22 protein-coding genes are annotated in these 25,617 nt (G+C 68.3%); 11 read left to right on the plus strand and 11 right to left on the minus strand.

The window, feature by feature from the left end:
* Window positions 1-4: 4 nt before the first annotated feature.
* The 6 genes from sucC to L1081_RS24220 all read left to right on the plus strand — a co-directional run bounded on the left by sucC (window position 5) and on the right by L1081_RS24220 (window position 6,686).
* Window positions 5-1,174: an ADP-forming succinate--CoA ligase subunit beta gene (gene sucC / locus L1081_RS24195; RefSeq protein ID WP_489414414.1), complete on the plus strand. Its 1,170-nt coding sequence runs from the start codon at window positions 5-7 to the stop codon at window positions 1,172-1,174.
* 239 nt (window positions 1,175-1,413) lie between these two features.
* Window positions 1,414-2,313, plus strand: coding sequence for a succinate--CoA ligase subunit alpha (gene sucD, locus L1081_RS24200; RefSeq protein ID WP_489414415.1), 900 nt, complete (start codon window positions 1,414-1,416; stop codon window positions 2,311-2,313).
* Window positions 2,314-2,358: 45 nt separating this feature from the next.
* A complete protein-coding gene (locus L1081_RS24205) occupies window positions 2,359-3,144 on the plus strand; it encodes a fumarylacetoacetate hydrolase family protein (RefSeq protein WP_489414416.1) in 786 nt (261 codons plus the stop codon).
* 38 nt (window positions 3,145-3,182) lie between these two features.
* Window positions 3,183-4,196: a 2-dehydropantoate 2-reductase gene (locus L1081_RS24210; protein ID WP_489414417.1), complete on the plus strand. Its 1,014-nt coding sequence runs from the start codon at window positions 3,183-3,185 to the stop codon at window positions 4,194-4,196.
* Between the two features lie 76 nt (window positions 4,197-4,272).
* Window positions 4,273-5,688 carry a pyruvate kinase gene (pyk, locus tag L1081_RS24215; protein ID WP_489416834.1) on the plus strand — a complete coding sequence of 472 codons (1,416 nt, stop codon included), beginning with the start codon at window positions 4,273-4,275 and terminating at the stop codon, window positions 5,686-5,688.
* A gap of 68 nt (window positions 5,689-5,756) precedes the next feature.
* Window positions 5,757-6,686, plus strand: a complete 930-nt coding sequence (locus L1081_RS24220; RefSeq protein ID WP_489414418.1) for a LysR substrate-binding domain-containing protein — start codon at window positions 5,757-5,759, stop codon at window positions 6,684-6,686.
* A 6-nt stretch (window positions 6,687-6,692) separates the two neighbouring features.
* On the opposite strand, the gene L1081_RS24225 is transcribed toward L1081_RS24220, so the two are convergent.
* Complete coding sequence (locus L1081_RS24225; RefSeq protein WP_319427673.1) at window positions 6,693-6,929, minus strand: hypothetical protein; 237 nt, start codon at window positions 6,927-6,929, stop codon at window positions 6,693-6,695.
* A gap of 114 nt (window positions 6,930-7,043) precedes the next feature.
* Here L1081_RS24225 and L1081_RS24230 point away from each other — a divergent pair, with 114 nt between their 5' ends.
* On the plus strand, window positions 7,044-7,898 hold the full coding sequence (locus L1081_RS24230) for a LysR family transcriptional regulator (RefSeq protein ID WP_489414419.1): 855 nt from the start codon (window positions 7,044-7,046) through the stop codon (window positions 7,896-7,898).
* Here L1081_RS24230 and L1081_RS24235 read toward each other — a convergent pair.
* The 7 genes from L1081_RS24235 to L1081_RS24265 form a co-directional block, all read right to left on the minus strand.
* Window positions 7,895-8,197 carry a hypothetical protein gene (locus tag L1081_RS24235; protein ID WP_124960219.1) on the minus strand — a complete coding sequence of 101 codons (303 nt, stop codon included), beginning with the start codon at window positions 8,195-8,197 and terminating at the stop codon, window positions 7,895-7,897. The two genes, L1081_RS24230 and L1081_RS24235, sit on opposite strands and share 4 nt — an antisense overlap.
* Before the next feature lie 76 nt (window positions 8,198-8,273).
* Window positions 8,274-12,365, minus strand: a complete 4,092-nt coding sequence (locus L1081_RS24240) for a translocation/assembly module TamB domain-containing protein (RefSeq protein WP_489414420.1) — start codon at window positions 12,363-12,365, stop codon at window positions 8,274-8,276.
* Between the two features lie 14 nt (window positions 12,366-12,379).
* Window positions 12,380-14,311, minus strand: a complete 1,932-nt coding sequence (locus L1081_RS24245; RefSeq protein ID WP_489414421.1) for a BamA/TamA family outer membrane protein — start codon at window positions 14,309-14,311, stop codon at window positions 12,380-12,382.
* A 71-nt stretch (window positions 14,312-14,382) separates the two neighbouring features.
* The gene (locus tag L1081_RS24250; RefSeq protein ID WP_015867239.1) at window positions 14,383-15,570 is read right to left on the minus strand and encodes a vWA domain-containing protein; all 1,188 of its coding nucleotides are present in this window, start codon (window positions 15,568-15,570) and stop codon (window positions 14,383-14,385) included.
* 25 nt (window positions 15,571-15,595) lie between these two features.
* Window positions 15,596-16,192 carry a GNAT family N-acetyltransferase gene (locus L1081_RS24255; protein WP_489414422.1) on the minus strand — a complete coding sequence of 199 codons (597 nt, stop codon included), beginning with the start codon at window positions 16,190-16,192 and terminating at the stop codon, window positions 15,596-15,598.
* Window positions 16,193-16,217: 25 nt separating this feature from the next.
* Entirely contained in the window at window positions 16,218-16,469 is a 252-nt protein-coding gene (locus L1081_RS24260) for a hypothetical protein (protein WP_124960214.1), read from the minus strand.
* Complete coding sequence (locus L1081_RS24265) at window positions 16,466-17,320, minus strand: AAA family ATPase (RefSeq protein ID WP_319427665.1); 855 nt, start codon at window positions 17,318-17,320, stop codon at window positions 16,466-16,468. The genes L1081_RS24260 and L1081_RS24265 overlap by 4 nt, the downstream gene beginning before the upstream one ends.
* Before the next feature lie 162 nt (window positions 17,321-17,482).
* Here L1081_RS24265 and L1081_RS24270 point away from each other — a divergent pair, with 162 nt between their 5' ends.
* Window positions 17,483-18,175, plus strand: coding sequence for a c-type cytochrome (locus L1081_RS24270; protein ID WP_489414423.1), 693 nt, complete (start codon window positions 17,483-17,485; stop codon window positions 18,173-18,175).
* A gap of 68 nt (window positions 18,176-18,243) precedes the next feature.
* Here L1081_RS24270 and pcaG read toward each other — a convergent pair whose 3' ends face one another.
* Both pcaG and pcaH read right to left on the minus strand, forming a co-directional pair.
* On the minus strand, window positions 18,244-18,852 hold the full coding sequence (gene pcaG / locus L1081_RS24275; RefSeq protein WP_489414424.1) for a protocatechuate 3,4-dioxygenase subunit alpha: 609 nt from the start codon (window positions 18,850-18,852) through the stop codon (window positions 18,244-18,246).
* A gap of 19 nt (window positions 18,853-18,871) precedes the next feature.
* Entirely contained in the window at window positions 18,872-19,588 is a 717-nt protein-coding gene (gene pcaH / locus L1081_RS24280; RefSeq protein WP_489414425.1) for a protocatechuate 3,4-dioxygenase subunit beta, read from the minus strand.
* Window positions 19,589-19,695: 107 nt separating this feature from the next.
* Between pcaH and L1081_RS24285 the strand changes: the two genes are divergently transcribed.
* Complete coding sequence (locus L1081_RS24285) at window positions 19,696-20,718, plus strand: LysR substrate-binding domain-containing protein (RefSeq protein ID WP_489414426.1); 1,023 nt, start codon at window positions 19,696-19,698, stop codon at window positions 20,716-20,718.
* Here L1081_RS24285 and L1081_RS24290 read toward each other — a convergent pair.
* Window positions 20,679-21,113, minus strand: a complete 435-nt coding sequence (locus L1081_RS24290) for a DUF1841 family protein (RefSeq protein ID WP_018906845.1) — start codon at window positions 21,111-21,113, stop codon at window positions 20,679-20,681. The two genes, L1081_RS24285 and L1081_RS24290, sit on opposite strands and share 40 nt — an antisense overlap.
* 287 nt (window positions 21,114-21,400) lie before the next feature.
* Between L1081_RS24290 and L1081_RS24295 the strand changes: the two genes are divergently transcribed.
* Window positions 21,401-25,027, plus strand: a complete 3,627-nt coding sequence (locus tag L1081_RS24295) for a hypothetical protein (protein WP_489414427.1) — start codon at window positions 21,401-21,403, stop codon at window positions 25,025-25,027.
* 79 nt (window positions 25,028-25,106) lie between these two features.
* Window positions 25,107-25,613 carry a peptidoglycan-associated lipoprotein Pal gene (gene pal, locus L1081_RS24300; RefSeq protein ID WP_319439499.1) on the plus strand — a complete coding sequence of 169 codons (507 nt, stop codon included), beginning with the start codon at window positions 25,107-25,109 and terminating at the stop codon, window positions 25,611-25,613.
* Window positions 25,614-25,617: the final 4 nt, after the last annotated feature.

The raw sequence follows: 25,617 nt of genomic DNA on the forward strand, positions 1-25,617 counted from the left end.
CGCCATGAATATCCACGAATACCAGGGCAAGGACGTATTGCGCAAATACGGCGTCCCCACGCCGCGTGGATATGCGTGCTTTTCGCCCGACGAGGCGGCCGATGCCGCTGCGCGGCTCGGCGGCAGGGCCTGGGTGGTCAAGGCGCAGATCCATGCGGGTGGCCGCGGCAAGGGCGGTGGCGTGCGGCTGGCCTGGTCGGCGGCCGAAGTGCGGCGCCATGCCGACGAACTGCTCGGCATGACCCTGCGAACGCACCAGACGGGCCCCCAAGGCCGGCTGGTGAAGCGGCTGCTGGTGGAGGAGAGCGTCGAGATCGAGAAGGAGTTCTACCTCGGCATGGCGGTCGACCGCGAATCGCGCCGCGTGGCCCTGATGGCTTCGAGCGAAGGCGGCATGGACATCGAGGACGTCGCGGCGCGCACGCCGGAAAAGATCCGCAGGCTCTTCGTCGATCCGTCCACCGGCGTGAAGGCAGCCGAGGCCGACGGCCTGGCGCGCGACATCGGCTTCTCCGGAAAGCTGCTGCCGCAGGTGCGCACCCTGGTGCAGAACCTCTACCAGGCCTTCGACGCCTGCGACGCATCGCTGGCCGAGATCAACCCGCTGGCGCTCACGCGCGACGGCCGCCTGCTGGCGCTGGACGCCAAGTTCAACTTCGATCCGAACGCGCTGTTCCGCCAGCCCGAGATCGCCGCGATGCGCGATCTCGACGAGGAAGACCCGGCCGAGGTCGAGGCCTCGAAGTTCGATCTTTCCTACATTGCGCTCGAAGGCGACATCGGCTGCCTTGTGAACGGCGCGGGCCTGGCCATGGCGACGATGGACGCGATCAAGCTCTATGGCGGATCGCCTGCCAATTTCCTGGACGTGGGCGGCGGCGCCACGGCCGAGAAGGTGACCGAAGCCTTCAAGCTGATGCTGCGCAACCCGAACCTGCGGGCCATCCTGGTCAACATCTTCGGCGGCATCATGAAGTGCGACGTGATTGCGCGCGGCGTGGTGGCCGCGGCGCGCGAGGTCCAGCTGGCGGTGCCGCTGGTGGTGCGCATGAAGGGCACCAACGAGAGCCTGGGCAAGACCATCCTCGGGCAGTCGGGCCTTCGGATCATCAGTGCGGACGACATGGCGGAGGCGGCCGGGCTGGTCGTGGCTGCTGCGCGGCGGGGGGCCTAGGACTATGGAACTCTGCTTTTCCATTCGTCGCTTTTTGGGGCATTCAGGGCGCGCTCCCGCCGACGGGGTGCCTTGCTCCGCGAATGTCCCCCGGCCTTCGGCCTCCTCCTTGATTTCGCTGCGCAAGGCACCCCATCGACGTGATCGTTATGCGGAGCAGTCGTTGATCAGCGGGACACCAGCAGCGTGCCCCGGTGCCCTGTCCACGCGCCCCGAACAAGAACAACAGCGAGGCTGAAATGTCGATCCTCATCAACAAGCACACCCGCGTCATCACCCAGGGCATCACGGGAAAGACCGGCCAGTTCCACACGGCCATGTGCCGCGACTACGCCAACGGCCAGAAGTGCTTCGTCGCCGGCGTGAACCCGAAGAAGGCGGGCAAGTCGTTCGACGGCATTCCGGTGTTCGGCACCGTGGAGGAAGCCAAGGCCGAGACCGGCGCCACCGTGTCCGTGATCTACGTGCCGCCGCCCTTTGCGGCCGCAGCCATCGACGAGGCGGTGGACGCGGGGCTCGACCTCGTCGTGTGCATCACCGAAGGCATCCCGGTGCGCGACATGATCCGCACCCGGCATCGCATGGAGGGCAGCAAGACCCTGCTGCTCGGACCCAACTGCCCGGGCCTCATCACGCCCGAGGAAATCAAGATCGGGATCATGCCCGGCCACATCCACCAGAAGGGCCGCATCGGCGTGGTGTCGCGCTCCGGCACGCTGACCTACGAGGCCGCGAGCCAGCTCGCGAGCTTCGGCATCGGGCAGTCGACCGTGGTGGGCATCGGCGGCGACCCGGTGGGCGGGCTGCGGCACATCGACGTGCTGAAGATGTTCAACGACGACCCGCGCACCGACGCCGTGATCATGGTCGGCGAGATCGGCGGCAGCGACGAGGAAACCTGCGCGCGCTGGATCAGCGAGCACATGCGAAAGCCCGTGGTCGGCTTCATCGCCGGTGCCAGCGCGCCGCCGGGCAAGCGCATGGGCCACGCGGGCGCCATCGTCTCGGGCGGCAAGGGAACGGCGCGGGAAAAACTGGCGGTGATGAAGGAGTGCGGCATCCACGTGACCGACAACCCGGCCGAGATGGGAAAGCTGCTCGCGTCGCTGGTGATCCCCGACTACCTGCCCTTCGACTGAACTGAACACAGAACCACTCCAACAGAAACCAAAGGAAGGCGAGACATGCAGCAGCAACAGCAACAGCAACAACGATGGGTCCGTTTCGAACACGGCGGCGAAGCGGGCTTCGGCACGCTCGAAGGCGACGCCGTGCACGAGCACCGCGGCAACATGTTCGACCGCCCGGAGCCGACCGGCCGCGTGTTCCTGCTCTCGGGCGTGCGGCTGCTCACGCCCACCGAGCCGACCAAGGTCATCGCGCTGTGGAACAACTTCCACGCGCTCGGCGAGAAGCTCAAGCTGGCGGTGCCGGCCGAGCCGTTGTACCTGCTGAAGGCGCCCAACTCCTACCTTGCGTCCGGCGCGCCCATCCGCAAGCCGCTGTGCGAGGGCAAGGTGGTGTTCGAGGGCGAGCTCGGCATCGTCATCGGCAAGGCGTGCACCGCCGTGTCCGAGGCGGATGCGCTCGGCCATGTGTTCGGCTACACCTGCGCCAACGACGTGACGGTGGCCGACATCCTGAACCGCGACGCCTCGTTCGCCCAATGGGTGCGGGCCAAGGGCTTCGACACCTTCTGCCCGATGGGCCCGGTGGTGGCCACCGGCCTCGATCCCGCAACCCTCACCGTCACTACGCTGCTCGACGGCGAGGTGCGGCAGAACTATCCGATCAGCGACATGCGCTTTTCGGTTCAGCAACTCGTGAGCCTGATCTCCCAGGACATGACCCTGCAACCCGGTGACGTGATCCTGTGCGGCACCTCCATCGGCGTCGGCTCGATGAAGCCCGGCAGCCTGGTCGAAGTGGAGATCGGCGGCATCGGCAGGCTCGGCAACCGCTTCGGTTGAAACCCGCGCCGGAAGAATCAACAACCTTGGGGATCGACATGAAGATAGCAGTCATTGGAGCGGGCGCGATCGGCGGCCTGGTGGGCGCAAAGCTCGCCCTGGCCGGCGAGGACGTGACGTTCATCGTGCGCGGGAAGAATCTCGACGCCATTGCCACCAACGGCTTCAAGCTCATCGGGGCCGATGGCACGGAACAGGTGGCGCGCAACGCCCGGGCCACCGACCGCTACGACCAGGCGGGTCCGCAGGACATCGTCGTCCTCGCAATGAAGGCGCACCAGGTCGAGGCCGTGGCCAACGACGTGCCCAGGCTCTTTGGGCCCGAGACGGTGGTGGTGACGATGCAGAACGGCATCCCGTTCTGGTACTTCCACCAGCACGGAGGGGCGCTGGCGGGCACGCCGGTGCGCAGCGTCGACCCGACCGGCCTGGTGGCCGCGAAGATTCCCGCCGAGCGCGTCATCGGCTGCGTGGTGTATCCCGCCTCCGAGCTCACGGCGCCGGGCGTGGTGAGGCACATCGAAGGCGACCGCTTCCCGGTCGGCGAGCTCGACGGCTCTTCGAGCGAACGCGTGAACCGCGTCTCGGCCTGCCTGGGCGCAGCCGGCTTCAAGGCGCCGGTGCTCGACAACATCCGCGCCGAGATCTGGCTCAAGCTCTGGGGCAACCTGACCTTCAACCCGATCAGCAGCCTGTCGCACTCCACGCTGGTCGACATCTGCCAATACCCGCCGTCGCGCGAGCTGGCTGCCGCGATGATGCGCGAGGCGCAGGCGGTGGCGCACAAGCTGGGCATCGAGTTTCGCGTGACGCTCGACAAGCGCATTGCGGGGGCCGAAAAGGTCGGCAAGCACAAGACCTCGATGCTGCAGGACGTGGAGGCCGGCCGCGCACCCGAGATCGATGCGCTGGTGGGCGCCGTGGTCGAACTGGCCCGGCTCACCGATACGCCAACGCCGCACATCGACACCGTGTATTCCCTGGTCAAGCTGCTGGCGCGTACGATGGAAGAACAGCGCGGCCGCGTTTGCCTTCACGAGATGGCGGGCTAGCTCATCCAGGCTGCGCAATTGGCGCCGAGGGGGCGCCGGTCGTGCGCTGTGATCGATCGATGAAATGGAACGGATGATGCGACGTACACGCAGCGCGAAGATCGTGGCCACGCTGGGCCCTGCCACCACCGACGAACCGGCCATCCGTGCCCTGTTCGAGCGCGGCGTGGATGTGTTCCGGCTCAACTTCAGCCATGGCACGCAGCATGACCATGCGCGCCGCCTCGACACCATCCGGCGGCTCGAGAAAGAGTTCGGCCGGCCGATTGGCGTGCTGCTCGACCTGCAGGGGCCGAAGCTGCGCCTGGGCACCTTCGAAGGCGGCCGCGCGCAGCTCGACGCGGGTTCGCGCTTTCGGCTCGACATGGATGCCGCGAGCGGCAATGCGCGCCGCGCGCCGCTGCTGCATCCGGAAATTTTCGCGGCGCTGCAGGTGGGCACCGACCTGCTGCTCGACGACGGCAAGCTGCGGCTGCGCGTGGACAGCTTCGGCCCCGACTTCGCCGAGACCACGGTGCTGGTCGGCGGCCCGATCTCCGACCGCAAGGGCGTCAACGTGCCGAGCGTGGTGCTGCCGATCTCGCCGCTGACGCCCAAGGACCTGGACGACCTGGCCTGCGGACTGGCGATGGGCGTGGACTGGGTGGCGTTGTCCTTCGTGCAGCGCCCCGAAGACATCGAGGAGGCGCGCGCCATCATCGGCAAGCGCGCGTGGATCATGGCCAAGCTCGAGAAGCCCGCGGCCATCGACCATCTGGACGCGATCGTCGACCTGTGCGACGGCGTCATGGTGGCGCGCGGCGACCTCGGCGTGGAGCTGCCGCCCGAGCGCGTGCCCGAATTGCAGCGCCTCATCGTGCGCGCCTGCCGCAAGCGCGGCAAGCCGGTGGTGGTGGCCACGCAGATGCTCGAATCGATGATTGCCGCTCCGGTGCCCACGCGCGCCGAGGTGTCCGACGTGGCTACTGCCGTGTACGACGGCGTGGACGCGGTGATGCTGTCGGCCGAATCGGCTTCCGGCAAGTACCCGCTCGAGGCCGTGGCCATGATGGACCGCATCATCTCGCGCGTGGAGGCCGATGCGTCCTACCGCATCGGCATCGACGCCACGCATGAGGCTTCGCTCTCGACCACGGCCGATGCGGTGTGCGCGTCGATGCGCCAGGTGGCCGCGCTGCTTGCACCTGCTGCCACCGTCACCTACACCTCGTCGGGCTTCACCAGCCTGCGCGCCGCGCGCGAGCGGCCGGCCGTGCCCATCATCAGCCTCACGCCCGACGTCGCCACGGCGCGCCGCATGGCGATGGTGTGGGGCGTGCATGCGGTGCTGGTCGACGACGTGCACGACGTGGCCGAGATGATCGAGTGCGCCTGCCGCAACGCCTGCACCGAGGGCTTCGCGAGCACCGGCCGAGACGTGGTGGTTGTCGCGGGCCTGCCGTTCGGGCTTTCGGGAACCACCAACCTGCTGCACGTGGCGCGCATACCCTAGCCTTCTGCCGGGCGCGGCCTGGCGCGCAGTACGATGCCCGCTCGATTGCAGCAGCCACCTTTTTCCGAATGAAGCACGCGACCCTGCGCCAGTTGAAAGTCTTCGAGGCGGTGGCGCGGCTGCTGAGCTTCTCGCGCGCGGCGGAGGAGCTTCACCTGACGCAGCCGGCCGTCTCCACGCAGGTGCGCAAGCTCGAGGAGCACGCGGGCAATGCGCTGTTCGAGCAGTTCGGCAAGAAGATCTACCTGACCCCGGCCGGCACCGAGCTGCTGCAGATCAGCCGCGCAATCATCCAGCAGTTCGAGGCGGCCGAGAACGCGATGCTGCAGTTCAACGGCGTCTCGGGCGGCAAGCTCAACGTGGGCGTGATCAGCGCGGGCGATTATTTCTTTCCGCGCCTGCTGGTGGAGTTTGCGAGCCGGCATCGCGGCGTCACGCTGAACTTCACGGTGCACAACCGCGAAGGGCTCATGACCCACATCGCCGAGAACCTCACCGACCTGGCGATCATGGTGCGCCCGCCGACCGACCTGGACACTGTCAACCAGCCGTTCGCGCCGCACCCCTACGTGATCGTCGCCGCGCCCAACCATCCGCTGGTGGGCGTGCCGCGCATCCCGCTCGCGCGGCTCATGCGCGAACCCTTCGTGGTGCGCGAGAAGGCGTCGGACACCTGGCATTCGATGGAGGAGGGCTTCGGCGGCGACTTGAGCGGCATCAACATCGCGATGGAAATCCGCAGCACCGAGACCATCAAGCAGGCGGTGATCGCGGGCATGGGCGTGAGCTTCGTGTCGGCCCACACCATCAGCCAGGAGCTGCGCGCCGGCAGCCTGCGCGTGCTCGACGTGCAGGGCTTTCCGCTGATGCTCAACTGGTACGTGGTGCACCGCCGCAGCAAGCGGCTGCCGCCGGTGGCGCAGGCCTTCAAGGACTTCCTGCTGGCCGATGGGCCGGCGCTCATCTCGCAGATCGTGCCGTTCGACGCTGCGCCCTGAACCTCGTCAGCGCAGGCCGATGCGCGAGGCGCGCGAGCGCAGCAGCTCGGCCCGCACCGGATCGGTGGGCTCGATGTCGTCCGCCGCAACCTGCAACGCACGCATCTGCTCCACCTCGCCGATGATCCTGTTCGGGCTCAGCAGGGCCTCGACGAGCATCAGGGTTTCGTCGAGAAGCGCCTTGAAGGCATCGGCAAGGCTTTCGGCGGCGCCGGCATGGAACGGTTCGCGAAGGGTGGGCATCGATCAACTCCTGGTTGCTTGGGATGCCTTCATCTTGGGCCCGGGTTCGCATCAAGTAAAACGATATTAATTGCCAGTTGAGTGCAAAATTAATGCACTCAAAAAGGATTCGGCATGGACATCAACCTGGCCCGGACGTTCCTGGAAATCGTGGAGACGCGCAGCTTCCAGCGGGCTGCCGAGCGGCTGCACGTCACGCAGACCTCGGTGAGCGCGCGCGTGCGAACGCTCGAGGAGCTGCTGGGCCGGCCGCTCTTCGTCCGCAACAAGGCGGGCGCGGTGCTCACCGCGGCCGGCGAGCAGTTCCTGCCGCACGCCACCATGCTGGTGCAGGTATGGGAGCGCGCGCGCCACCAGGTCGCGGTGCCCATCGGCAGCCGCGCGGTGCTTGCCATCGGATGCGAGATCAGCCTGTGGGATCCGCTGCTGCTGCAATGGCTGCTGTGGATGCGCACGGCCGCGCCGCAGCTGGCCATCCGCACCGAGGTGGGCTTTCCGCACGACCTGCTCGACAAGGTGGCTGCGGGCGTGCTCGACATTGCCATTGCCTACGCGCCGCAGCAGCGGCCCGGCCTGCGCGTGGAACTGCTCATCGAGGAGAAGCTCGTCATGGTCACGACCGCGCAGCACCCGCGCGTGCCGCGGCCCGCAGACTACGTGTATGTGGATTGGGGCCCGGAGTTCGCGGCGCAGCACGGCCTCGCGTTTCCCGAGCTCTCCAATGCCGCAGTGAGCGCAGGGCTCGGGCCGCTCGGGCGCGAGTTCCTGCTGGCCGCGGGCGGCACCGGCTACTTCCGGCACGACGTGGTGCGCAGCCACCTCGAATCGGGCCGGCTGCGCCGCGTGCCAGGCACGCCGGAGTTTCTCTATCCGGCGTATGCGGTGTATGCGGTGGGAGCAGACGCGGCCATCGTCGATCCCGCGCTTGCAGGCCTCAGGCAAGTGGTCAAGGCGAAACCGGAGGCCTAAGCGGCCAGCATGTGTCGTGCGCGCTCCACGCGCTCTTCATGCGACTGCAGCAGCGACTCGTAGTACAGGCACAGCGGCATGGCAACGAACACCATGCCCGCGACGTAGACGATCAGGCCCATCAGCGGAAAGTCGTCGCCTCCCCAGTAGGGAATGGACGCCACTGCGGCGCCTGCTGCAATGACTGCAATCACGCACTGCAGCGCGTGGCGCAAGAACGTGGTTCGCGAGTAGCCCGGCGGGTCGTACTTCTGACGGTCCAGCGTGGAACACTCGCCCTTGTCTCCTTCACCGTGCATCGTCGTTCCTTGTTAGAAGGGCGTTAACGATTTTTAACCCTGCGAATTACCGCGGTCAAGGCGGCAGACCCGCAGCTCAGTCGTACTTGAGCGTGTAGATCAGGTCGAGCCCGCTGGTCTGGCCGGCCTGGCCGCGCAGCGTGAGGCGCTGCGTCAGGTCGTAGAAGATGAAGATGGTGCCGAAGGTGCCGCCCAGGCTGCGTTCGTAGGTGAGATAGAAATCCTTCGACAGCCGCTTGCCGAGCGTGACTGCCGACTCGCGCAGGTCGCCGCCATTGCCGGGGCCCTTGAAGCCGAGTTCGTCCAGGCCGAAGCGGCTGGCCAGGCTGCCGCCGCTCGTGCCCTTGCTGACGTGGCCGATCAATGCGAGCGCCGCCTGCTGCAGCAGCGCTGATTCGCCGCCGCTGGTGGCCGAGGCGCGGCCGAGCACCACCCACGAGAGCGTCTCGGCATCGGACAGCGCGGGCTCCGAATAGAGCTTGACGCGCGGCGACTGCGCGGTGCCCGTGATCTGCACGCCGGCGCGCTGCGAGATGTTGGGCCGGATGGCCAGGATGTCGAGCGCGGGATTGTCGAAGGGCCCGTTGAAGCGGGCCACGCCGGTTTCCACGTCGAGCTGCTGGCCGTAGGCGCGGTACTGGCCCCGCACGGTCTTCACCTCGCCGGTGATGCGCGGCGGCGCATCGAGGCGGGTGCTGCGGATCTCCAGGTCGCCCTCGAGCCGCGTGGTGATGCCGCGCCCCTGCACCGCGAAGTCGTCGCCCAGGTCGAAGTTCACCACGATGTCGGGCGGCTTCGCGGTCTGCGGCTTGGCGGCCTGCGCCTCATTGCGCGCGGCATCGCGCTGGGCCCGCTCGGCCATCTCGCGGTCCTTGGCGGCCGAGCGCACCACCACGTCGGTGCCCAGGCTCGGCGCGGTCTCGTCGGGCAGGATGATCACCGCGCGGTCGGTCCTGAGCTTGCCGCGCACGCTGAACTGGCCGCCGTCGAGACGCGCCTGCAGGTTGCCCGAGAGCGTGACCTGCCGGTCGGTGCGCACCAGCACGCGCAGCGCGCGCAGCTCGGCCTGCAGCGCCATGCGGATGCCCGTGCCCGAGGCGCCGGCCGCGCCCCAGGCCATGTCGCCGCGCGCCGAGAGCGAGCCGCCGTCGCTCGCGGCCTGGCTGGCCGCGGTGCTGCGGTTGCCGCTCTGGCCCCCGATGCGCACCGTGCTGCCGGTGCCGCCCTTGAGCGTGAATTCGGTGATCTCGATGCGCTCTCCGGTGAGCGTGGCGCGCAGGCGGCCGTCGCGCAGGTCGAGCCCTTCGACCGGCGCGCGCAGCGCGAGCTTGTCGGCGCCCAGCGTGCCGTTCCAGCGCGGCGCCGCGCGGTTGCCCGAGAGCGCGGCATCGGCATCCAGCGTGCCCGCCACGCGCCAGCCGGGCGGCGCGAGCATCGACCACACGCCAAGGTTGGGCAGCGTGGCCTTGATGTTGCCGGCCAGCGGCGCATCGGGCGCCCATTGCCAGCCGCCCGCGCGCTGCTGCATGCGCGTGTCGAGCTCGGCGTTGATCTTGCCCGCGCGTTCGCTGTCCCAGGCCAGCGTGGCGCGCATGGCCTCGCCCTGCGCATCGAGCCGCAGTTCGGCCTGGCGCAGGCCGGCCGGCGTGCTGGGCGTGGTTCCCTGCGCGGTGGCGGAATTCATCGTGCGCTCGCTGGCCGTGCCGGTGCCGCGGCTCGTGATGCGCGTGACGAGCGCGGCCTCGCCCGCCTGCACGCGGATGTCGCCGCTCTGGCGCGCGATCCGCGCATGGGCGCGCAGGGTGTCGCCGGCGTCGATGTCCCAGTCGCCGTCGAACATGAGGTCGCCGGTCACGCCGAGCTCGTTGAAGGTGGCACTGGCGCCGAAGGCCTCGGCCCAGGCCATCGGAAGGCCCTGCAGCTTGCCTTTGGACTGCAGGCGGAAGGACTGGTCGGGTGCCGCGCCGCTGCGGGTGAAGCGCAGCGGCTGCCATTCGATGCGCACGGTGCCGGGGGCTGGCCCGCGCAAGGTGGCGGCGGCGGCCGAGGCTTCGAGATCGAGCCGGCTGCTGCTGCCGCTTCCGCTGGTCTTGATGGTGGCGGTGAGCTCGCGGCCGAGTTCCAGCGTCCAGGGCGCGCTGGCCGTGGCGGGCCGCGCGCTGTCCTGGGCCTGCAGGCGCAGGCTGGCGAGCGCCGCACGCCATTGGTTGGGGCCCGCAAGGCCGCCACTCGCGCGCGCATCGAGGGTGAGCTTCTGCGTGCCGGTGCTGGCTTCGCCCTGCAGCGCGAGCGTGGCCTGCGCCAGGCTGCCGGCAAGGTCCGCGTGCAGGTCTTTCAGCTCGACTGTGGTGGCCGCTGCATTGCCGTTGCCGTTGCCATTGGCAGCCGGCATGCGCAGCTCGAGGCGCGGCACGCCGAGCGTGGCCTTGAGGCTGGGCTCCGCAACGCCGCGCTGGGCCGGCGCATTGGGGTTCTCGAGCCGGCGCTGGATGGTCTGCCAGCCGCCCTGCCAGCTGGCGTCGAGCCGCGCGGAGCCCTTGGCGGTCTTGCCCGCGAACAGCTTCGACAGTTCGGGCAGGCCTTCGATCCAGCGCTGCACGGCTTCGGCGTCGTCGACGCGCGCCTTGATCTCGCCGGCCCCTTGTGCCGGTGCGATGCGGCCTTCGAGCTGCGCACCGCCGCCCGGCAGCACGAGGTCGAGCTTGCCGTTCCCGGCCTGCTCGGCCACACGCACCTGCAGCCGGCCCGCGATGCTGGCGCGCTCGGCTTCAAGGCGCAGCGTGCGCAGGTCCAGCACCTGGTTCTTCCACTGGCCCTGGGCGAGTACGCGGTCGAGGCCGAAGCCTGGCATGGCCGCGCTGCCGGCACCGCCCGCGGCACGCAGCGCGAGGTCGAAACCGATGGTGTCCTCGCGCTGCTGCGCCGTGGCCGTGCCGTTGATCGGCGCGCCCGACAGCTCGCTGTGCAGCAGGCCGGGCCGCACGCCGCGCACGGTGGCGCGCGCCTGCCACGGCGCGGGCGCGGGGCTCCAGCGGCCTTCGGCATCGATGCGGCCGCCGCCGGCGCGCAGCGTGGCTTCGGGGATCGTCCAGTTGGTGCCGTCGAAACCCACGCGCACCTCGACCTGCTCGAGCGGCAGCGCGCCCTTGTCCCAGGGCCCAGGCAGCGCATTGCGGATGCTGGCCGAGGCCTGCCAGGCAGCGGGGCCGGTGGCCGCGTCGGGCTGCAGCTCGACCGTGCCGGTCAGGCGGGTGCGCGGTGCGCCGGGCCAGAGGCTGGCCGCATCGACGTTGCGCAGATCGGCCTTGGCATCGATGACGGGCTGCGGCAGCCAGGGCGCGACGTTCGCCTGCAGCCTGGCTTCCATGGGGGCTTCGGCATCGGGCTCGGCTGGCTTCAGTTCGGCGGCCACCTGCAGCCGCGCGTCGGTGCCGGCAAGCGTGCCCTTGATGGCGGCTTGGGCCAGCACCTCGATGCTGCGGCCTTCGGCCAGCGGTGCCTTCACGCGGCCGTCCAGCGTGGCGTCGAGCGCCATGGGTGCCGGTCCTTGCAGCTTGACGCGCGCGCTGTAGTGGCCGTCGGCAATGTCGACGCCCTTGACCTCCAGTTGATGCTCGGCGCCGGTGTAGCGGTAGCTGCCCGCGAGCTGGTTGGCCTGGAGCGCGGGCGGCCCGGCCCAGTGCAGCTCGTCGATGCGGAACGGCAGCTCGACCTCGATCGGCAGCGCGAGCTGTTCGAGCGGCTCGGTGGGCGTGTCGCTCGGCGGGCCGCGGCGTTCGACGAGCAGCCGCGCCGCATGCACCTCGCCGAGCTGCAGCTTGCGCTGGAACAGCGGCGCGAGCTGCCAGCCGACGTCCGCCTCTTGCACCTCGACAGCCAGCTTTTCGCTTTGCCAGCGCAGCCAGCCGATGCGCCCGCCGGTGCGCAGCGAGCCCGTGACCTCGCGGCTTTCGAGCGTCTGGCCGGCGGGCAAATAGCACGCGGCCTTGGCCAGCGCGAAGGCCAGCGACTGGTTGGAACCGATCCACCACCATGCGCCCGCGCCGATCACGAGCACCAGCGCGAGCAGGCCCGTGAACGTCCAGCCCAGCGCACGCAGCGCGCGCCGCGTGCGCGAGCGCGGTGCGCGTGCGGGCGGCGTGGACTGGGGTTCGGCGTCGGTCTGCATCGATGGGTGCGCGCTCAGAAAGTGAAGCCCAAGCGAAAGTGCAGGCGGAACTTGCGCGTGTCCACGCCGTAGGCAAGGTCGGCCTGCACCGGCCCGACCGGGCTGCGCCAGCGCGCGCCCACGCCCACGCCGACTTTCGGCTTGAGTTCGCCGGGCTTGTCGGCCACGGCGCCGGCGTCCACGAACACCACGCTCTCCCATTCGGTGAGCTTGTCGTTGTAGACGAAGGGCCGCTGCCACTCGGCGCTCACGACGCCCAGGTAGCGGCCCGCCACGATCTGGCCGTCGCTGCGCACGGTGCCGATCTGGCGGTAGCTGTAGCCGCGCACCGTGGTGTCGCCGCCGGTCAGGAACATCAGCGTGGAGGGAATCTGCGCGCTGTCCTTGGCGGACACCGCGCCGGCTTCGGCGCGCAGCTGGAGCCGGCTGCGGCGCGCCAGCGTGGCGGCGTCGCGGTCTTCGGCGAAGCCCAGCGGCACCACGCCGAGCCAGCGCGCATAGGTGCGCGTGAAGGGCAGGCGCTCGCCGGTCAGCGTGTAGCCGGCGCCCAGCTCGAGCGCCAGGCCGAAGCCGCGTGTAGGCGCGGCGTTGTCATCGAAGTAGCGGCCGGTCCAGCCCCAGTTGGCGGTCACGGCGGAGGCCGAGGGCGGGGCGTTGGTGCCGCGGTTCTGCGCATAGTCGTACTGCAGGAAGTAGCTGCGGTCGATGTGGCCGCTGGACTTGCTGCGCCCGCTGCGCAGCCGGCCGCTGTCGACCACGTAGCTGCCCGAGGTTTCGCTCTTGAGCCCGGCGCCCGCGAACCAGCGCCATCCGCGGTCATCGGGAATGGCGTTCCAGTCGGTGCCCAGCGACTTGATGTCGCGGTCGACCGACAGCCGCGACACGGCGCGCCAGCCGAGCAGCGGCAGCCGGTTGTGGATGTGGTCCACCGACAGCCGCGGGCCGTTGTCGGTGGTGAAGCCGGCGCCCAGCACCACCTTCTGCATCGGGGCTTCGCGCAGCTGCGCAATCACGGGAGCTGCCAGCGGCGTGCCGCTTTCGGTGTCGAGCGTGAGGAACACCGAGTCGTAGTAGCCGCTGCTGGCCAGGCGCTGCTGGGCGTCGAGCAGCTTCTGCTGGTCGTAGTCGGTGCCGGTGGGAAGCTGTGCGATGCGGCGCGCACCGTCGGCGTCGTAGCGCTCGGTACCGCGCAGCACGAGCGGGCCGAAGCGGTAGGCCGGGCCCGACTGGTAGGTGACGCTGAGGCGGGCCTCGTGCCGGTCGGCATCGACCTCGGCGCGGCTCACTGCGACGCTGCCGGTGGGAAAGCGCCTGGCCGTGAGGCTGCGCAGGGCGATGGTCTTGGCGTTGTCCCAGCCCTGCTGCGTGAAAGGCTGGCCCGCGCGCAGCGCCCAGGCGGTGCGGATCGAATCGCGCTGGGCCTCGGCCGTGGGGTCGTCGGCAATCGCGCCGCCATAGCTGATCTGCACGTTGCTCACGCGCGTGAGTTCGCCCGGTTCCACCGTGATGACGATCTCGCGCGGCGCCTTGTTGCTGGCCGGCGTTTCGTTGAGTTCGAGCGTCAGGGTGGGCGTGAAATAGCCCAGCGTGCCGAGCAGCTCGCGCGCATTGCCTTCGGCCGCCACCATGAGCCGCGAGATCTCGGTGGCGCCCAGGTCATCGAGCGTGCGGTAGCGCTGGATGTCCAGGTGCAGCGCGAGGTATTCGCGCACCGTGTCGGGCCCGCGCACCTCGACGGTGAAGGCATCGCGCCGCGGCCCGCTTCGCTCGCCCTCCTTGCGGCCCGTGTCGGCGGCCGCGCCATCACTGCGCACCAGCGTGGGGGTAGCCGTGTCCTGCGCGCTGTCCTTCTTCGGCAGCAAGCTGCATCCCTGCAAAAGCAGGGCACCGCAAAAAAGCAAGGCCGGCAAGCACGCCGGCGCAACGACTGAAACCACCCTGAGCATGGGCGGATTTTGACAGCAAGGCGCGCCGGTTCCGTAAGCATCCGGAAACAGTTCCGGGCTTCGTACCTGCCTTACTTAGAAAGCATTCGCATTGCTTCTTCGAGGCCCCGCAGCGTGAGCGGGTACATGCGGTTGGACATGAGCTGCTGCATCACCGCGATGCTCTGGCGGTACTGCCACACGCCCTGCGGTTCGGGGTTGATCCAGGCGAACTTGGGGAAGGTGTGCGTGAGGCGCTGGATCCATTCGGCGCCGGCTTCCTCGTTGTTGTATTCGACGCTGCCGCCGGGCTGCAGGATCTCGTAGGGGCTCATGGTCGCATCGCCGACGAAGATGAGCTTGTAGTCCTTGTTGTACTTGCGCAGGATGTCCCAGGTCGCGAACTTCTCGGAGAAGCGACGCTTGTTGTTCTTCCACATGAAGTCGTAGACGCAGTTGTGGAAGTAGAAGAACTCCAGGTGCTTGAACTCGGTCTTCACGGCCGAGAACAGCTCCTCCACGCGCTGGATGTGCTCGTCCATGGTGCCGCCCACGTCCATCAGCAGCAGCACCTTGACGTTGTTGTGGCGCTCGGGCCGCATCTTGATGTCGAGGTAGCCGGCATTGGCCGCGGTGGAGTGGATGGTGTCGTCCAGGTCCAGCTCTTCCTCATGGCCCTCGCGCGCGAACTTGCGCAGGCGCCGCAGCGCCACCTTGATGTTGCGCGTGCCGAGTTCCTGGCTGTCGTCGTAGTCTTTATAGGCGCGCTGGTCCCACACCTTCACGGCGCTCTTGTTCTTGCCCGCGCCGCCGATGCGCACGCCCTGCGGGTTGTAGCCGCCGTGGCCGAAGGGCGAGGTGCCGCCGGTGCCGATCCACTTGTTGCCGCCTTCGTGGCGCTCCTTCTGCTCCTCGAAGCGCTTCTTGAGCGTTTCCATGAGCTCGTCCCAGCCCATCTTCTCGATCTTGGCCTTTTCCTCGGCCGTGAACTCGCGCTCCAGCGTCTTGCGCAGCCAGTCGAGCGGCACTTCCTTGGTGAAGTCGGCCAGCATCTCCACGCCCTTGAAGTAGGCGGCAAAGGCGCGGTCGAACTTGTCGTAGTGCTTCTCGTCCTTGACCAGCGCGGTGCGCGAGAGATAGTAGAAGTCGTCCAGGCCGAAGGCGCCGTCGGAGTTGGGGCCCACCACGTCGGCCTGCAGCGCCTCGAGCAGCGTGAGGTATTCCTTGACCGAGACCGGCAGCTTGGCCGAGCGCAGCGTGTAGAAGAAATCGATCAGCATGGTCGGGCTTTCCTTGAGCTTCTCTTCAGCTTCGCGGCTTGTCGAGCAGATAGAGCAGCTGGGCCTTCACTTCGGGCCACTCGCCCGAGTGCAGGCTGTACATGACAGTGTCGCGGATGGTGCCGTCGCGGCGCATGGCATGGCCGCGAATCACGCCGTCCTTCCTGGCGCCGAGCCGCTCGATGGCGCGTTGCGAAGCGAAATTGAAATTGTCGGTGCGCCAGCCCACCACGTTGCAGCCGAGGGTATCGAAGGCGTGCGTAAGCATGAGCAGCTTGCAGGTGGTGTTGACGTGGGTGCGCTGGCAGCGTCTGGCGTACCAGGTGTAGCCGATCTCCACGCGCTTCACGGCCGGCAGGATGTCATGGAAGCTGGTGCTGCCGAGCACGGTGCCGGTTTCGGCCTCGGTCACGGCAAACGCGAAGCGGTGGCCGGCATCGCGCCCCTGCAACGCGGTTTCGATGTAGGCGCGGGTTTCGTGCGGCTCGGGCACCGAGGTGACGCGCAGCTTCCAGAGCTCGCCGTCGGCCGCCGCTGCGCGCAGGCCTTCTTCATGGCCGAGCGACAGCGGCACCAGGGCCAGGTCGCGGGCCTTCAGCGTGACAGGTTCGACGAACGCCATCTTCAATATCCCCAGCGATTGTTTTTCAGCCTCTCGGCTTGCCGTACTTGCGGTCGTACCAGGCCCGGGCCAGCTGCACGCCGCCACCGCCGCCAATGCCGATCAGCACGATGCCGAAGATCTCGCGGTTGCCATAGCCATTGGGGCCGAAGGCATCGAGCCCCAGCTTGAGCCCGATCCAGCGTCCGAGCAGCGCACCCGCCACGAACAGCACGGCCTGCGCCACGCCCAGCTTGAGCAGCTGGCCGACGGGATGCGGCGCTTGTGGCTGGCTCATCGGTTGTTGCGCTGCATGAAGACGAGCTTCTCGAACAGGGTCACGTCCTGTTCGTTCTTGAGCAGCGCGCCCACCAGCGGCGGCACGGCGACCTTGTCGTCCTTGCTCTGCAGGGCCTCGAGCGGAATGTCCTCGGCCACCAGCAGCTTGAGCCAGTCGAGCAGCTCGGAGGTGGAGGGCTTCTTCTTGAGGCCGGGCAGGTTGCGCACGTCGTAGAAGGTCTTCATCGCGGACGTGAGCAGCTCCTGCTTGAGGCCGGGGAAGTGCACCGCCACGATGCTCTTCATCGTTTCCGCGTCGGGGAACTTGATGTAGTGGAAGAAGCAGCGGCGCAGGAAGGCGTCGGGCAGCTCCTTCTCGTTGTTGGAGGTGATGAACACCACCGGCCGGTGCTTGGCGCGGATGAGCTCGCGCGTCTCGTAGCAGTAGAACTCCATGCGGTCGATCTCGCGCAGCAGGTCGTTCGGGAATTCGATGTCGGCCTTGTCGATCTCGTCGATGAGCAGCGCCACCGGCTGGTCGGCCGTGAAGGCCTGCCAGAGCACGCCCTTGACGATGTAGTTCTGGATGTCCTTGACGCGCTCGCCGCCGTCCACGTCTTTGAGCTGCGAGTCGCGCAGGCGGCTCACGGCGTCGTATTCATAGAGGCCCTGCTGCGCCTTGGTGGTCGACTTGATGTGCCACTGCAGGAGCGGCAGGCCGAGCGATTGCGCCACTTCCTCGGCCAGCATGGTCTTGCCCGTGCCGGGCTCGCCCTTGACGAGCAGCGGGCGCTTGAGCGTGATGGCGGCATTGACGGCCAGCATCAGATCCTGAGTGGCGACGTAGTTGTCTGAGCCCTTGAATTTCATGAGTGAACGCGAGCAGGGTGGAGAAGGCGGGGTGGAGAAAAGAACACACTCGATTCGCTTCGCGCAGCCACTTGGACGGCTTGAAGGGGTTCCCGGAGGACCCTTGCATATAATCGAATGTTGATTCGAAAAACTGTATCTCCACGAGATTGTGCGCGCAAAATGAACAAGTTGTTGACCACGATGTTTGCCTTCGCTGTCGCTTGCGTGACGGTCTCGGCGCAAGCCCAGCAAGTCACGGGCAATGCCCAGGAGGGCGCCAAGAAGGTTGCCATGTGCGTGGGCTGCCACGGCATCATCGGCTACCAGGCCAGCTTTCCGGAGATCCACAAGGTCCCGATGATCGCCGGCCAGAGCGCCAGCTACATCGCTGCCGCCCTCACCGCCTACAAGGGCGGCGACCGCAAGCACCCCACCATGCGCGCCATTGCCGACACCCTCAAGGAGCAGGACATCGCCGACCTGGCCGCCTACTACAGCCAGCTGGGCCTGAAGGAAGGCGATGCACCCCCGGCCGCGCTCGCCAAGCCCATGCCCGAGAACGTGCAGGCCCTGGTGTCGCACGACAAGGACAACAGCTGCACCAAGTGCCACGGCGCCAACTTCAACACGCCCAATGACGGCACGGTGCCCAAACTGGCCGGCCAGCATGCCGACTACCTCTTCGTGGCGCTCAAGTCGTACCGCGTCAAGAACAACCTGCACCTGGGCCGCTCGAATGCGGTCATGGCGCAGCAGGTCGAGCCCAAGAAGTTCACCAACGCCGAACTCAAGACGCTCGCCAGCTACATCAGCTCGCTGCCGGGCGACCTCAAGACGGTGCCCGAATCGCGCATCCACCGCGCTCCGCAGTAAGCACCGCTCCCCGTCCCATGAAGAAAGCCCGCATCGAGCGGGCTTTCTTGTTTGCGGCGCCGGTTGTGTCAGACGTCGAAGAACACCGTCTCCTGGGGGCCCTGCATGCGGATGTCGAAGCGGTAGCTCACCGCGCCGCCTTGCTCCACGCGCTCGGCAATCAGCGTGTGGCGGCGCTCGGCCGGCACACTGGCCAGCACGGCGTCCTTGGCGTTGGCTTCGGCCTCGTCGCTGAAATACACGCGCGTGAACGCATGCAGCAGCAGGCCGCGCATCAGCACGATCACATTGATGTGCGGGGCTTCGCCCGGCGATTCGGCGCCCGGCTTCACGGTGTGGAACACGAAGCGGTTCTGCGAATCGGTGCCCGTGCCGGCGCGGCCGAAGGCGCGAAAGCCGATCTCGCGGGCCTCGGCGGGCGTTTGCGGATAGCGGCCCTCGCCGTCGGGCTGGCTGATCTCGACCAGCGCATCGCCAATGGGGTTGCCGTCGCCGTCGATCACGCGGCCTTCGAGGCGGATGCGTTCGCCGGCGGCGTTGTCCAGCGCCACCACGGCGTCGAAGGGCTGGTCGAAGTCGTAGCCGTACTGCGCGGCGGTGAGGCCGTAGGCGAAGTAGGGGCCCACGGTCTGCGAGGGGGTCTGGCCGAAGTCGGCTTCCTGTGCGGTCATCAACATGGTGTGTGCTCCTTCTGGCTCAGCGGTTCTCAAAGGGGGTCTCATCGGCGCCGCGCAGCACGATGTCGAACTGGTAGCCCAGCGCGTAGCCTTCCTCGGTGATGTCGAGGCTGAAGTCGGCAATCAGCCGGTTGCGATAGCGCTCGGGGGTGCCGGTGACCATGGGGTCGTACTGCAGCAGCGGATCACCGGGGAAGTACATCTGCGTGACCAGGCGGCTCGCAAAGCTCTGGCCGAACAGCGACAGGTGGATGTGCTGCGGGCGCCAGGCGTTGGGGTGGTTGCCCCAGGGGTAGGCGCCGGGCTTGATGGTGAGGAAGCGGTAGCGGCCCTCGCTGTCGGTCAGGCAGCGGCCCGCGCCCAGGAAGTTGGGATCGAGCGGCGCGTCGTGCTGGTCGACCTTGTGCACGTAGCGGCCGGAGGCATTGGCCTGCCAGAGTTCGACCAGCGTGTTGGCCACGGGGCGGCGGCGCTCGTCGAGCACCTGGCCGGTGAGGATCATGCGTTCGCCGAGCGGCTCGCCGTTCTTGCGGGCATTGCGCGTCAGGTCGTGGTCGAGCGCGCCGATGCTGTCGTGGCCGTACACCGGCTGCTGCAGTTCGCCCAGCGAGGCCTTCAGCGGCACCAGGGGCTTCTGCGGGCCGCGCTTCGCGGTCGACTTGTAGCCGGGGTAGATGTACGAGGGGTGGGCTTCCCAATCGCGGGGGGTGAGGGTGGCCGGGGTTTTCGTCAACATGTCGTTGTCTCCTGTCGTGGGACGAATCGAATTCGGAAGCTGAACTTTAGAAGCCGCGTTCGATGATGTAAATTGAAGATTGGTCTGTTTTGCATAACCATCAGTAATTGAAAACGCCCGCCGATCTTCGCCAGGACTTTGTGCGCAACGTGCAGCTGCGCCATCTGCGCTGCCTTGTCGCGGTGGCGCAGGAGCGCCATCTCGCGCGCGCCGCCGAGCGGCTGTCGCTGAGCCAGCCGGCGGTGTCCAAGACGCTGTCCGAGCTGGAGGCCATCGTCGGGGCGCGCCTGGTCGAGCGCGGCAATGCCGGGCGGCGCGGCGTGCAGGGGCTCGCGCCGGCCGGCGAGCAGCTGCTGGCCCACGCGCTGCGCGTGCTCGAGGCCATCGACGCCAGCGCGCAGGCGGTGGCCCCGGCCTCCGGCGAGCGCGTGGAGCGGCTGCGCATCGGCGCGCTGCCGAGCGTGGCCCCGGCGCTGCTGCCGGCGGCGCTCGCGCGCTTTCGCGAGCGCTGGCCGTCGGTGCAGGTGGTGGTGAAGAGCGCGGCCAACCCGGTGCTGCTCGACGAGCTGCGCGCCGGCGAACTCGACCTGGTGGCGGGCCGCATGAGCGATCCGCGGCTGATGGGCGGGCTCAGCTTCGAGCTGCTCTACACCGAGCCGCTGGTGTTTGCCGTGCGCCCCGGCCATCCGCTGGCGGGCCGGTCGACCCGGGCGGTGTCGGTGCAGGCGGTGCTCGGCTTTCCGCTCGTGGTGTATGGCGAAGGCACCATCCCGCGCCACAACACCGAGAGCTTTCTGTCGGCCCGCGGCCTGGCGCTTCCGGCCCACGCGCTGCAGACGCTCGACGTCGCGGTGGCGCGCGGCCTGGTGGGGGTGTCCGATGCGGTCTGGATCACCCCGCTGGGCGCCGCGCGCGGAGAGCTGGCCGACCAGCGGCTGGTTCGCCTGCGCATCGAGACCGCCGGCACCGACGAGCCCGTGGGCCTGCTGCTGCGCAGCGACGCCGAGCCTTCGGCGCTGCGCAGCGCCATGGCCGCGTTGCTGCGCGAAGGCGCGAAGCAGCAGGGCGCGCCGCCTTCCCGGAAGGCCGGTCAGTCCTTGGTTGCGCGGCGTTGGACGCAGGCGACGTAGCCGTCGCCATCGGGCGGGCGGCCGGCGCGCTGGCTCTCCCACATCATCTGGCCGAGGCACTCCATGGCCTCGTGATGCGCATCGAGCAGCGAGCCGCGGCGGGCAGCCAGCAGCTCGACGGCCTGGCGGATGCCGCGCGGCTGGTCGATGGAGCATTGCTCGCTGATCGAAAGATGCATCGACAGGTGCAGGAACGGGTTCTCGCGGCCGTTCGAGCCGTCGTACACGCGGGCCACGGCGGCATCGGCGTCGGCCAGATCCTCGTGGTATTCGGGATGCGCGTCGATCCATCCTGCGGCAATCGTCTCGAGCGCTTCCATTGGCAGGCCTTGCCGGTGCTTCGCGTACACGTCGCAAAAGAAGCGGCGCACGTCTTCCTGGGAGGGATTGAACATATCTGTATGGAGAAGCTGGAAAAGGAAAAGGGAAGAAGAAAAATCCGCGTGCCCGCAGGCTCCAAAGGCGTCCGATGTTCCGGTAGCGGGACGTTACGCCGTAACGTAACGAATGGTCAAAACAGCGTCCAAAGCGCTGTTGCGGCCGACCGCGCGCACATCGCTTTTCAGACGAATATCCATATAAATCAATAGCTTGCGTTCTTGGCGAACCGGTGAATCAAAAGAGTTGGCAGCGCGGCACGCTAGTTGCCCCTGTAGATGCATCTTTTGTCACAGAGGCTGTCATGAACGCACCACAAGCACCGACCCAATCGACCGAAGGACTTGCCGCCAGTGGCGTTGCTCCTGTGGTCATCGCCCAAGCCAACAGCACACCGCTCGGCACACCCGCAGCCATGGGCTCGTCGGCACCTGCCGCCGCTGCGGCGGCACCCGCGAGCGTGGGCACATTGTCCAATGCTACGCCGGGCGTCGCAGTGATGCGCGACGGTGTCCGCATTCCGGTGGACGGCAACCAGACCCTGATCGCGGGTGACCGCGTGATCGTTCCCGAAGGCGGGCAGGCCAACGTCCTGTTCCCCGGCTCGGCCACCAACAAGGCGCCGCTGGCCGGCGTCTTCACCAGCGGCACCGACGCCACCATCGGCTCGACCAAGCTGCCCGGCGGCCTCGAACAAGTGAACGTGGACGTCGCCTCGGGCGACCTGCAGGTGACCCCGCCCGACAGCGACGCCGACGCGGCCGCACTGGCAGTCACCAAGAAGCTCGCTGCCGGCAGCGGCATCGGGCTGGGCGAATTCGCGCTCGGCGCACTGGGCGCCGCTGCGCTCGGTGCCGCAGTGAGCGGCGGTGGCGGCGGTGATGGCGGGGTGATCCCGTTCTTTGCCGGCGGTGGCGGTGAGGGCGATGCGGATGCCGACGCGGATGCAGATGCGGATGCGGATGCTGACGGTGATGCAGATGCAGATGCGGATGCGGATGCTGACGCGGATGCCGATGCTGATGCCGATGCCGATGCTGATGCTGATGCCGATGCCGATGCCGATGCCGATGCCGATGCCGATGCCGATGCGGATGCTGACGCCGATGCCGATGCCGATGCCGATGCCGACGCCGATGCCGATGCCGATGCCGACGCCGACGCCGACGCCGATGCCGATGCGGATGCCGACGCGGATGCGGATGCCGATGCTGATGCTGATGCTGATGCTGATGCTGATGCTGATGCCGATGCCGATGCCGATGCCGATGCTGACGCCGATGGCGACGACAGCCTGCTCGATCCGGGCGACGGCGCAGCCGGCGGCCTAGTCGGTTCGATCGGCGACACCGCGGGTCTTGGCGACTCGCTCGACCCGGTGCTGGGCGTGGTCGACGGCGTGACCGACGTGGTCGACGACGTGCTGGCCCCGGTGCTCGGCTCGGACTTCTCGGAGAACGATCCCAACCAGCTCGATCCGGCGGATGATTTCGTCGAGACCGTGGCTGAAGGCGTGGGCGGCGTGGCCAGCCCGATCGTCGATGGCCTCCTGGGCGAAGGCGCGACGGGTGCGCTGGTCGACCAGCTGGTCAAGCAGGTCGACTACGTCACCGACGCCCTGCAGAACGGTCTGGACAACCTGGTGGGCGAGGAAGGCATCCTGAGCGGCCTCACCGGCAGCCTCGGCCTGGACGGCGCGCTCGAGGAGCTCGTGGGCGACGAAGGCGTGGTCGGCGACGTGGTGGACGGCCTGCTCGGCCAGGACAGCCTCCTCGCCGGACTCGTCGGCGAAGAAGGCCTGGTGGGCGGCCTGCTCGCCGAAGGCGGCGCGCTGGACGGCCTCATCGGTGAAGGCAGTGCCATCGGCAGCCTGCTGGACAACGTGGTCGGCGACGAAGGCATCGTCGGCGGCCTGCTCGGCGACGACGGCGCCCTTGGCGGCGTGCTCGGCGGCGTACTGGGCGAAGAGGGCCTGCTGGGTGGCCTGATCGGCGAAGGAAGCCCCGTAGGCAGCCTGCTCGGCGGCGACGGCGTGGTGGGCGGCCTGCTTGGCGGTGACGGCGCGCTGTCCAACCTGCTGGGCAGCGATGGCCTCACCGGCGGCCTCCTGGGCCAGGACGGTGTGGTCGACAACCTCCTGGGCGCCGACGGCGCGGTGGGCGGCCTGCTCGAAGACAGCCCGCTGGGTGGCTTGCTCGGCGGCGAAGACGGCCTGCTCGGCGGCGTGGCCGATGGCGTGCTGGGTGAAGACGGTTTGCTGGGCGGCGTGCTTGGCGAGGACGGCCTGGTCGGTGGCCTGCTCGGCGAAGACGGCTTGCTCGGCACTGGCGGCGCCATCGGCAGCCTCCTTGCCGAAGACGGCTTGCTCGGTGGCGTACTCGGCGAGGATGGCTTGGTCGACAACCTGCTGGGCGACGAGGGCCTGCTGGGCGGTGTGCTCGGCGAAGACGGCCTGCTGGGCGGCCTGTTGGGCGAAGACGGCGTGGTCGGCGGCTTGCTGGGTGGTGATCTGCTCGACGGCGTGCTGGGCGAAGACGGAATCGTCGGTGGCCTGCTGGGTGGCGATCTGCTCGGCGGTGACCTGCTGGGCGGCGTGCTCGGTGAAGACGGCCTCCTCGGTGGCCTGCTGGGTGGCGATCTGCTCGGCGGCGACTTGCTGGACGGCGTGCTCGGCGAAGACGGCATCGTCGGTGGGCTGCTGGGTGGCGATCTGCTCGGTGGTGACTTGCTGGGCGGCGTGCTCGGCGAAGATGGCATCGTCGGCGGCCTCCTGGGTGGCGACTTGCTCGGCGGTGACCTGCTCGATGGCGTCCTCGGTGAGGACGGCCTGGTCGGCAACCTGCTCGGCGGCGACCTCCTGGGTGGTGATCTGCTTGGAGGCGATCTGCTCGATGGCATCCTCGGTGAAGACGGCCTGGTCGGCAACCTGCTCGGTGGCGACCTCCTGGGTGGCGACTTGCTCGGCGGTGACCTGCTCGACGGCGTGCTGGGCGAAGACGGCCTGGTCGGCAACCTGCTCGGTGGCGACCTCCTGGGTGGCGACTTGCTCGGCGGTGATCTGCTCGACGGCGTGCTGGGTGAAGACGGCCTGGTCGGCAACCTGCTCGGTGGCGACCTCCTGGGTGGCGACTTGCTCGGCGGTGATCTGCTCGACGGCGTGCTGGGTGAAGACGGCCTGGTCGGCAACCTGCTTGGCGGCGATCTCCTGGGTGGCGACTTGCTCGGCGGTGATCTGCTCGACGGCGTGCTGGGTGAAGACGGCCTGGTCGGCAACCTGCTTGGCGGCGATCTCCTGGGTGGCGACCTGCTCGGCGGCGATCTGCTCGACGGCGTGCTGGGCGAAGACGGCCTGGTCGGCAACCTGCTTGGCGGCGACCTCCTGGGTGGCGACTTGCTCGGCGGTGATCTGCTCGACGGCGTGCTGGGTGAAGACGGCCTCGTCGGCAACCTGCTCGGTGGTGACCTCCTGGGTGGCGACTTGCTCGGAGGTGACCTGCTGGGTGGCGTGCTCGGCGAAGACGGCATCGTCGGCGGCCTGCTCGACGGCGATCTGCTTGGCGACGACGGCCTGGTCGGCAGCCTGCTCGGCAGCGACGGCCTGCTCGGCGGCCTGCTGGGCGGCAGCGGCCCGGCGGCCAACATCCTGGAGCCGGTGCTCGACACGGCAAGCACGCTCGGCGAGGCACTGGAGCCCGTGGTGGCCGCCGTGTCCGAGGTGGCAGAGCCCGTGACCGACATCCTGGCCGGCGCAACCCCGACGCTTGCCCCGGTGATCGAGACCGTCCACAACAGCCTGGTGCACACCGTGGAGGACGCCGCTCCGATCGTGACCGACGTGGTGACCCCGATCACCAGCCTGGTGGACCAGGCCGCCGGCACCGGCAGCGTTCTCACCCCGGTGGCGAACATCCTGCACGGCCTGCTGGGCTAAGGAACAAGAGCAGTAGAGGAGAAGAAAAACAACGCACCAGGGCCAGGCCGCCGCGGCCTGGCCCGCGAAAGGAATTGATATGAAGATGAAGAACAGCAGCTACCGGATACTGACCATCGTCGCCCTCGCAGCAAGCCTTGCCGCTTGCGGAACGGCCTCCAAGAGCGGTCGCGAAGACGCCACCTACTACTACTCGAACAAGGCCCAGGTGGCGAAGGTGGAACCACCCCCGCCCGCACCGGTGCAGAACGGCCCCGTCGCGCTGAAGATCGTGTACTTCGACTTCGACAAATACGACATCAAGCCGCAGTACCGCAACGTGGTGGAAGCGCATGCAAGCTATCTCAGGAACCGTCCCGCCAGCAAGGTGGTGATCGAGGGCCACACCGACTTGCGCGGCGGCCGCGAATACAACCTCGCGCTGGGCCAGCGCCGGGCCGAATCCGTGCAGCGCGCGCTCACGCAGCTTGGCGTGCCGGGCGAACGGATCGAGGCCGTCAGCTGGGGCATTGAAAAACCCGCGTCGCTCGAAACCACCGAGGAGGGCCATCAGCTCAATCGCCGAGCCGAATTCAGCTACCGCTGAAGCA

The organism is Variovorax sp. MSC1_012, from assembly GCF_023667525.1.
GTDB classification, from domain to species: domain Bacteria; phylum Pseudomonadota; class Gammaproteobacteria; order Burkholderiales; family Burkholderiaceae_C; genus Variovorax; species Variovorax beijingensis_B.

Bases quoted from the DNA above. Each gene is read 5' to 3' on its own strand.
- L1081_RS24230 (WP_489414419.1), top strand. From the start codon at position 7,044: ATGGACATCAACCTGGCCCGGACGTTCCTGGAAATCGTGGAGACGCGC.
- sucC (WP_489414414.1), top strand. From the start codon at position 5: ATGAATATCCACGAATACCAGGGCAAGGACGTATTGCGCAAATACGGC.
- L1081_RS24245 (WP_489414421.1), bottom strand. From the start codon at position 14,311: ATGCTCAGGGTGGTTTCAGTCGTTGCGCCGGCGTGCTTGCCGGCCTTG.
- L1081_RS24225 (WP_319427673.1), bottom strand. From the start codon at position 6,929: ATGCCCACCCTTCGCGAACCGTTCCATGCCGGCGCCGCCGAAAGCCTT.
- pal (WP_319439499.1), top strand. From the start codon at position 25,107: ATGAAGATGAAGAACAGCAGCTACCGGATACTGACCATCGTCGCCCTC.
- sucD (WP_489414415.1), top strand. From the start codon at position 1,414: ATGTCGATCCTCATCAACAAGCACACCCGCGTCATCACCCAGGGCATC.
- L1081_RS24255 (WP_489414422.1), bottom strand. From the start codon at position 16,192: ATGGCGTTCGTCGAACCTGTCACGCTGAAGGCCCGCGACCTGGCCCTG.
- pcaH (WP_489414425.1), bottom strand. From the start codon at position 19,588: ATGTTGACGAAAACCCCGGCCACCCTCACCCCCCGCGATTGGGAAGCC.
- pyk (WP_489416834.1), top strand. From the start codon at position 4,273: ATGCGACGTACACGCAGCGCGAAGATCGTGGCCACGCTGGGCCCTGCC.
- L1081_RS24270 (WP_489414423.1), top strand. From the start codon at position 17,483: ATGAACAAGTTGTTGACCACGATGTTTGCCTTCGCTGTCGCTTGCGTG.
- L1081_RS24205 (WP_489414416.1), top strand. From the start codon at position 2,359: ATGCAGCAGCAACAGCAACAGCAACAACGATGGGTCCGTTTCGAACAC.
- L1081_RS24295 (WP_489414427.1), top strand. From the start codon at position 21,401: ATGAACGCACCACAAGCACCGACCCAATCGACCGAAGGACTTGCCGCC.
- L1081_RS24220 (WP_489414418.1), top strand. From the start codon at position 5,757: ATGAAGCACGCGACCCTGCGCCAGTTGAAAGTCTTCGAGGCGGTGGCG.
- L1081_RS24240 (WP_489414420.1), bottom strand. From the start codon at position 12,365: ATGCAGACCGACGCCGAACCCCAGTCCACGCCGCCCGCACGCGCACCG.
- L1081_RS24290 (WP_018906845.1), bottom strand. From the start codon at position 21,113: ATGTTCAATCCCTCCCAGGAAGACGTGCGCCGCTTCTTTTGCGACGTG.
- L1081_RS24265 (WP_319427665.1), bottom strand. From the start codon at position 17,320: ATGAAATTCAAGGGCTCAGACAACTACGTCGCCACTCAGGATCTGATG.
- L1081_RS24210 (WP_489414417.1), top strand. From the start codon at position 3,183: ATGAAGATAGCAGTCATTGGAGCGGGCGCGATCGGCGGCCTGGTGGGC.
- L1081_RS24235 (WP_124960219.1), bottom strand. From the start codon at position 8,197: ATGCACGGTGAAGGAGACAAGGGCGAGTGTTCCACGCTGGACCGTCAG.
- L1081_RS24260 (WP_124960214.1), bottom strand. From the start codon at position 16,469: ATGAGCCAGCCACAAGCGCCGCATCCCGTCGGCCAGCTGCTCAAGCTG.
- L1081_RS24250 (WP_015867239.1), bottom strand. From the start codon at position 15,570: ATGCTGATCGATTTCTTCTACACGCTGCGCTCGGCCAAGCTGCCGGTC.
- pcaG (WP_489414424.1), bottom strand. From the start codon at position 18,852: ATGTTGATGACCGCACAGGAAGCCGACTTCGGCCAGACCCCCTCGCAG.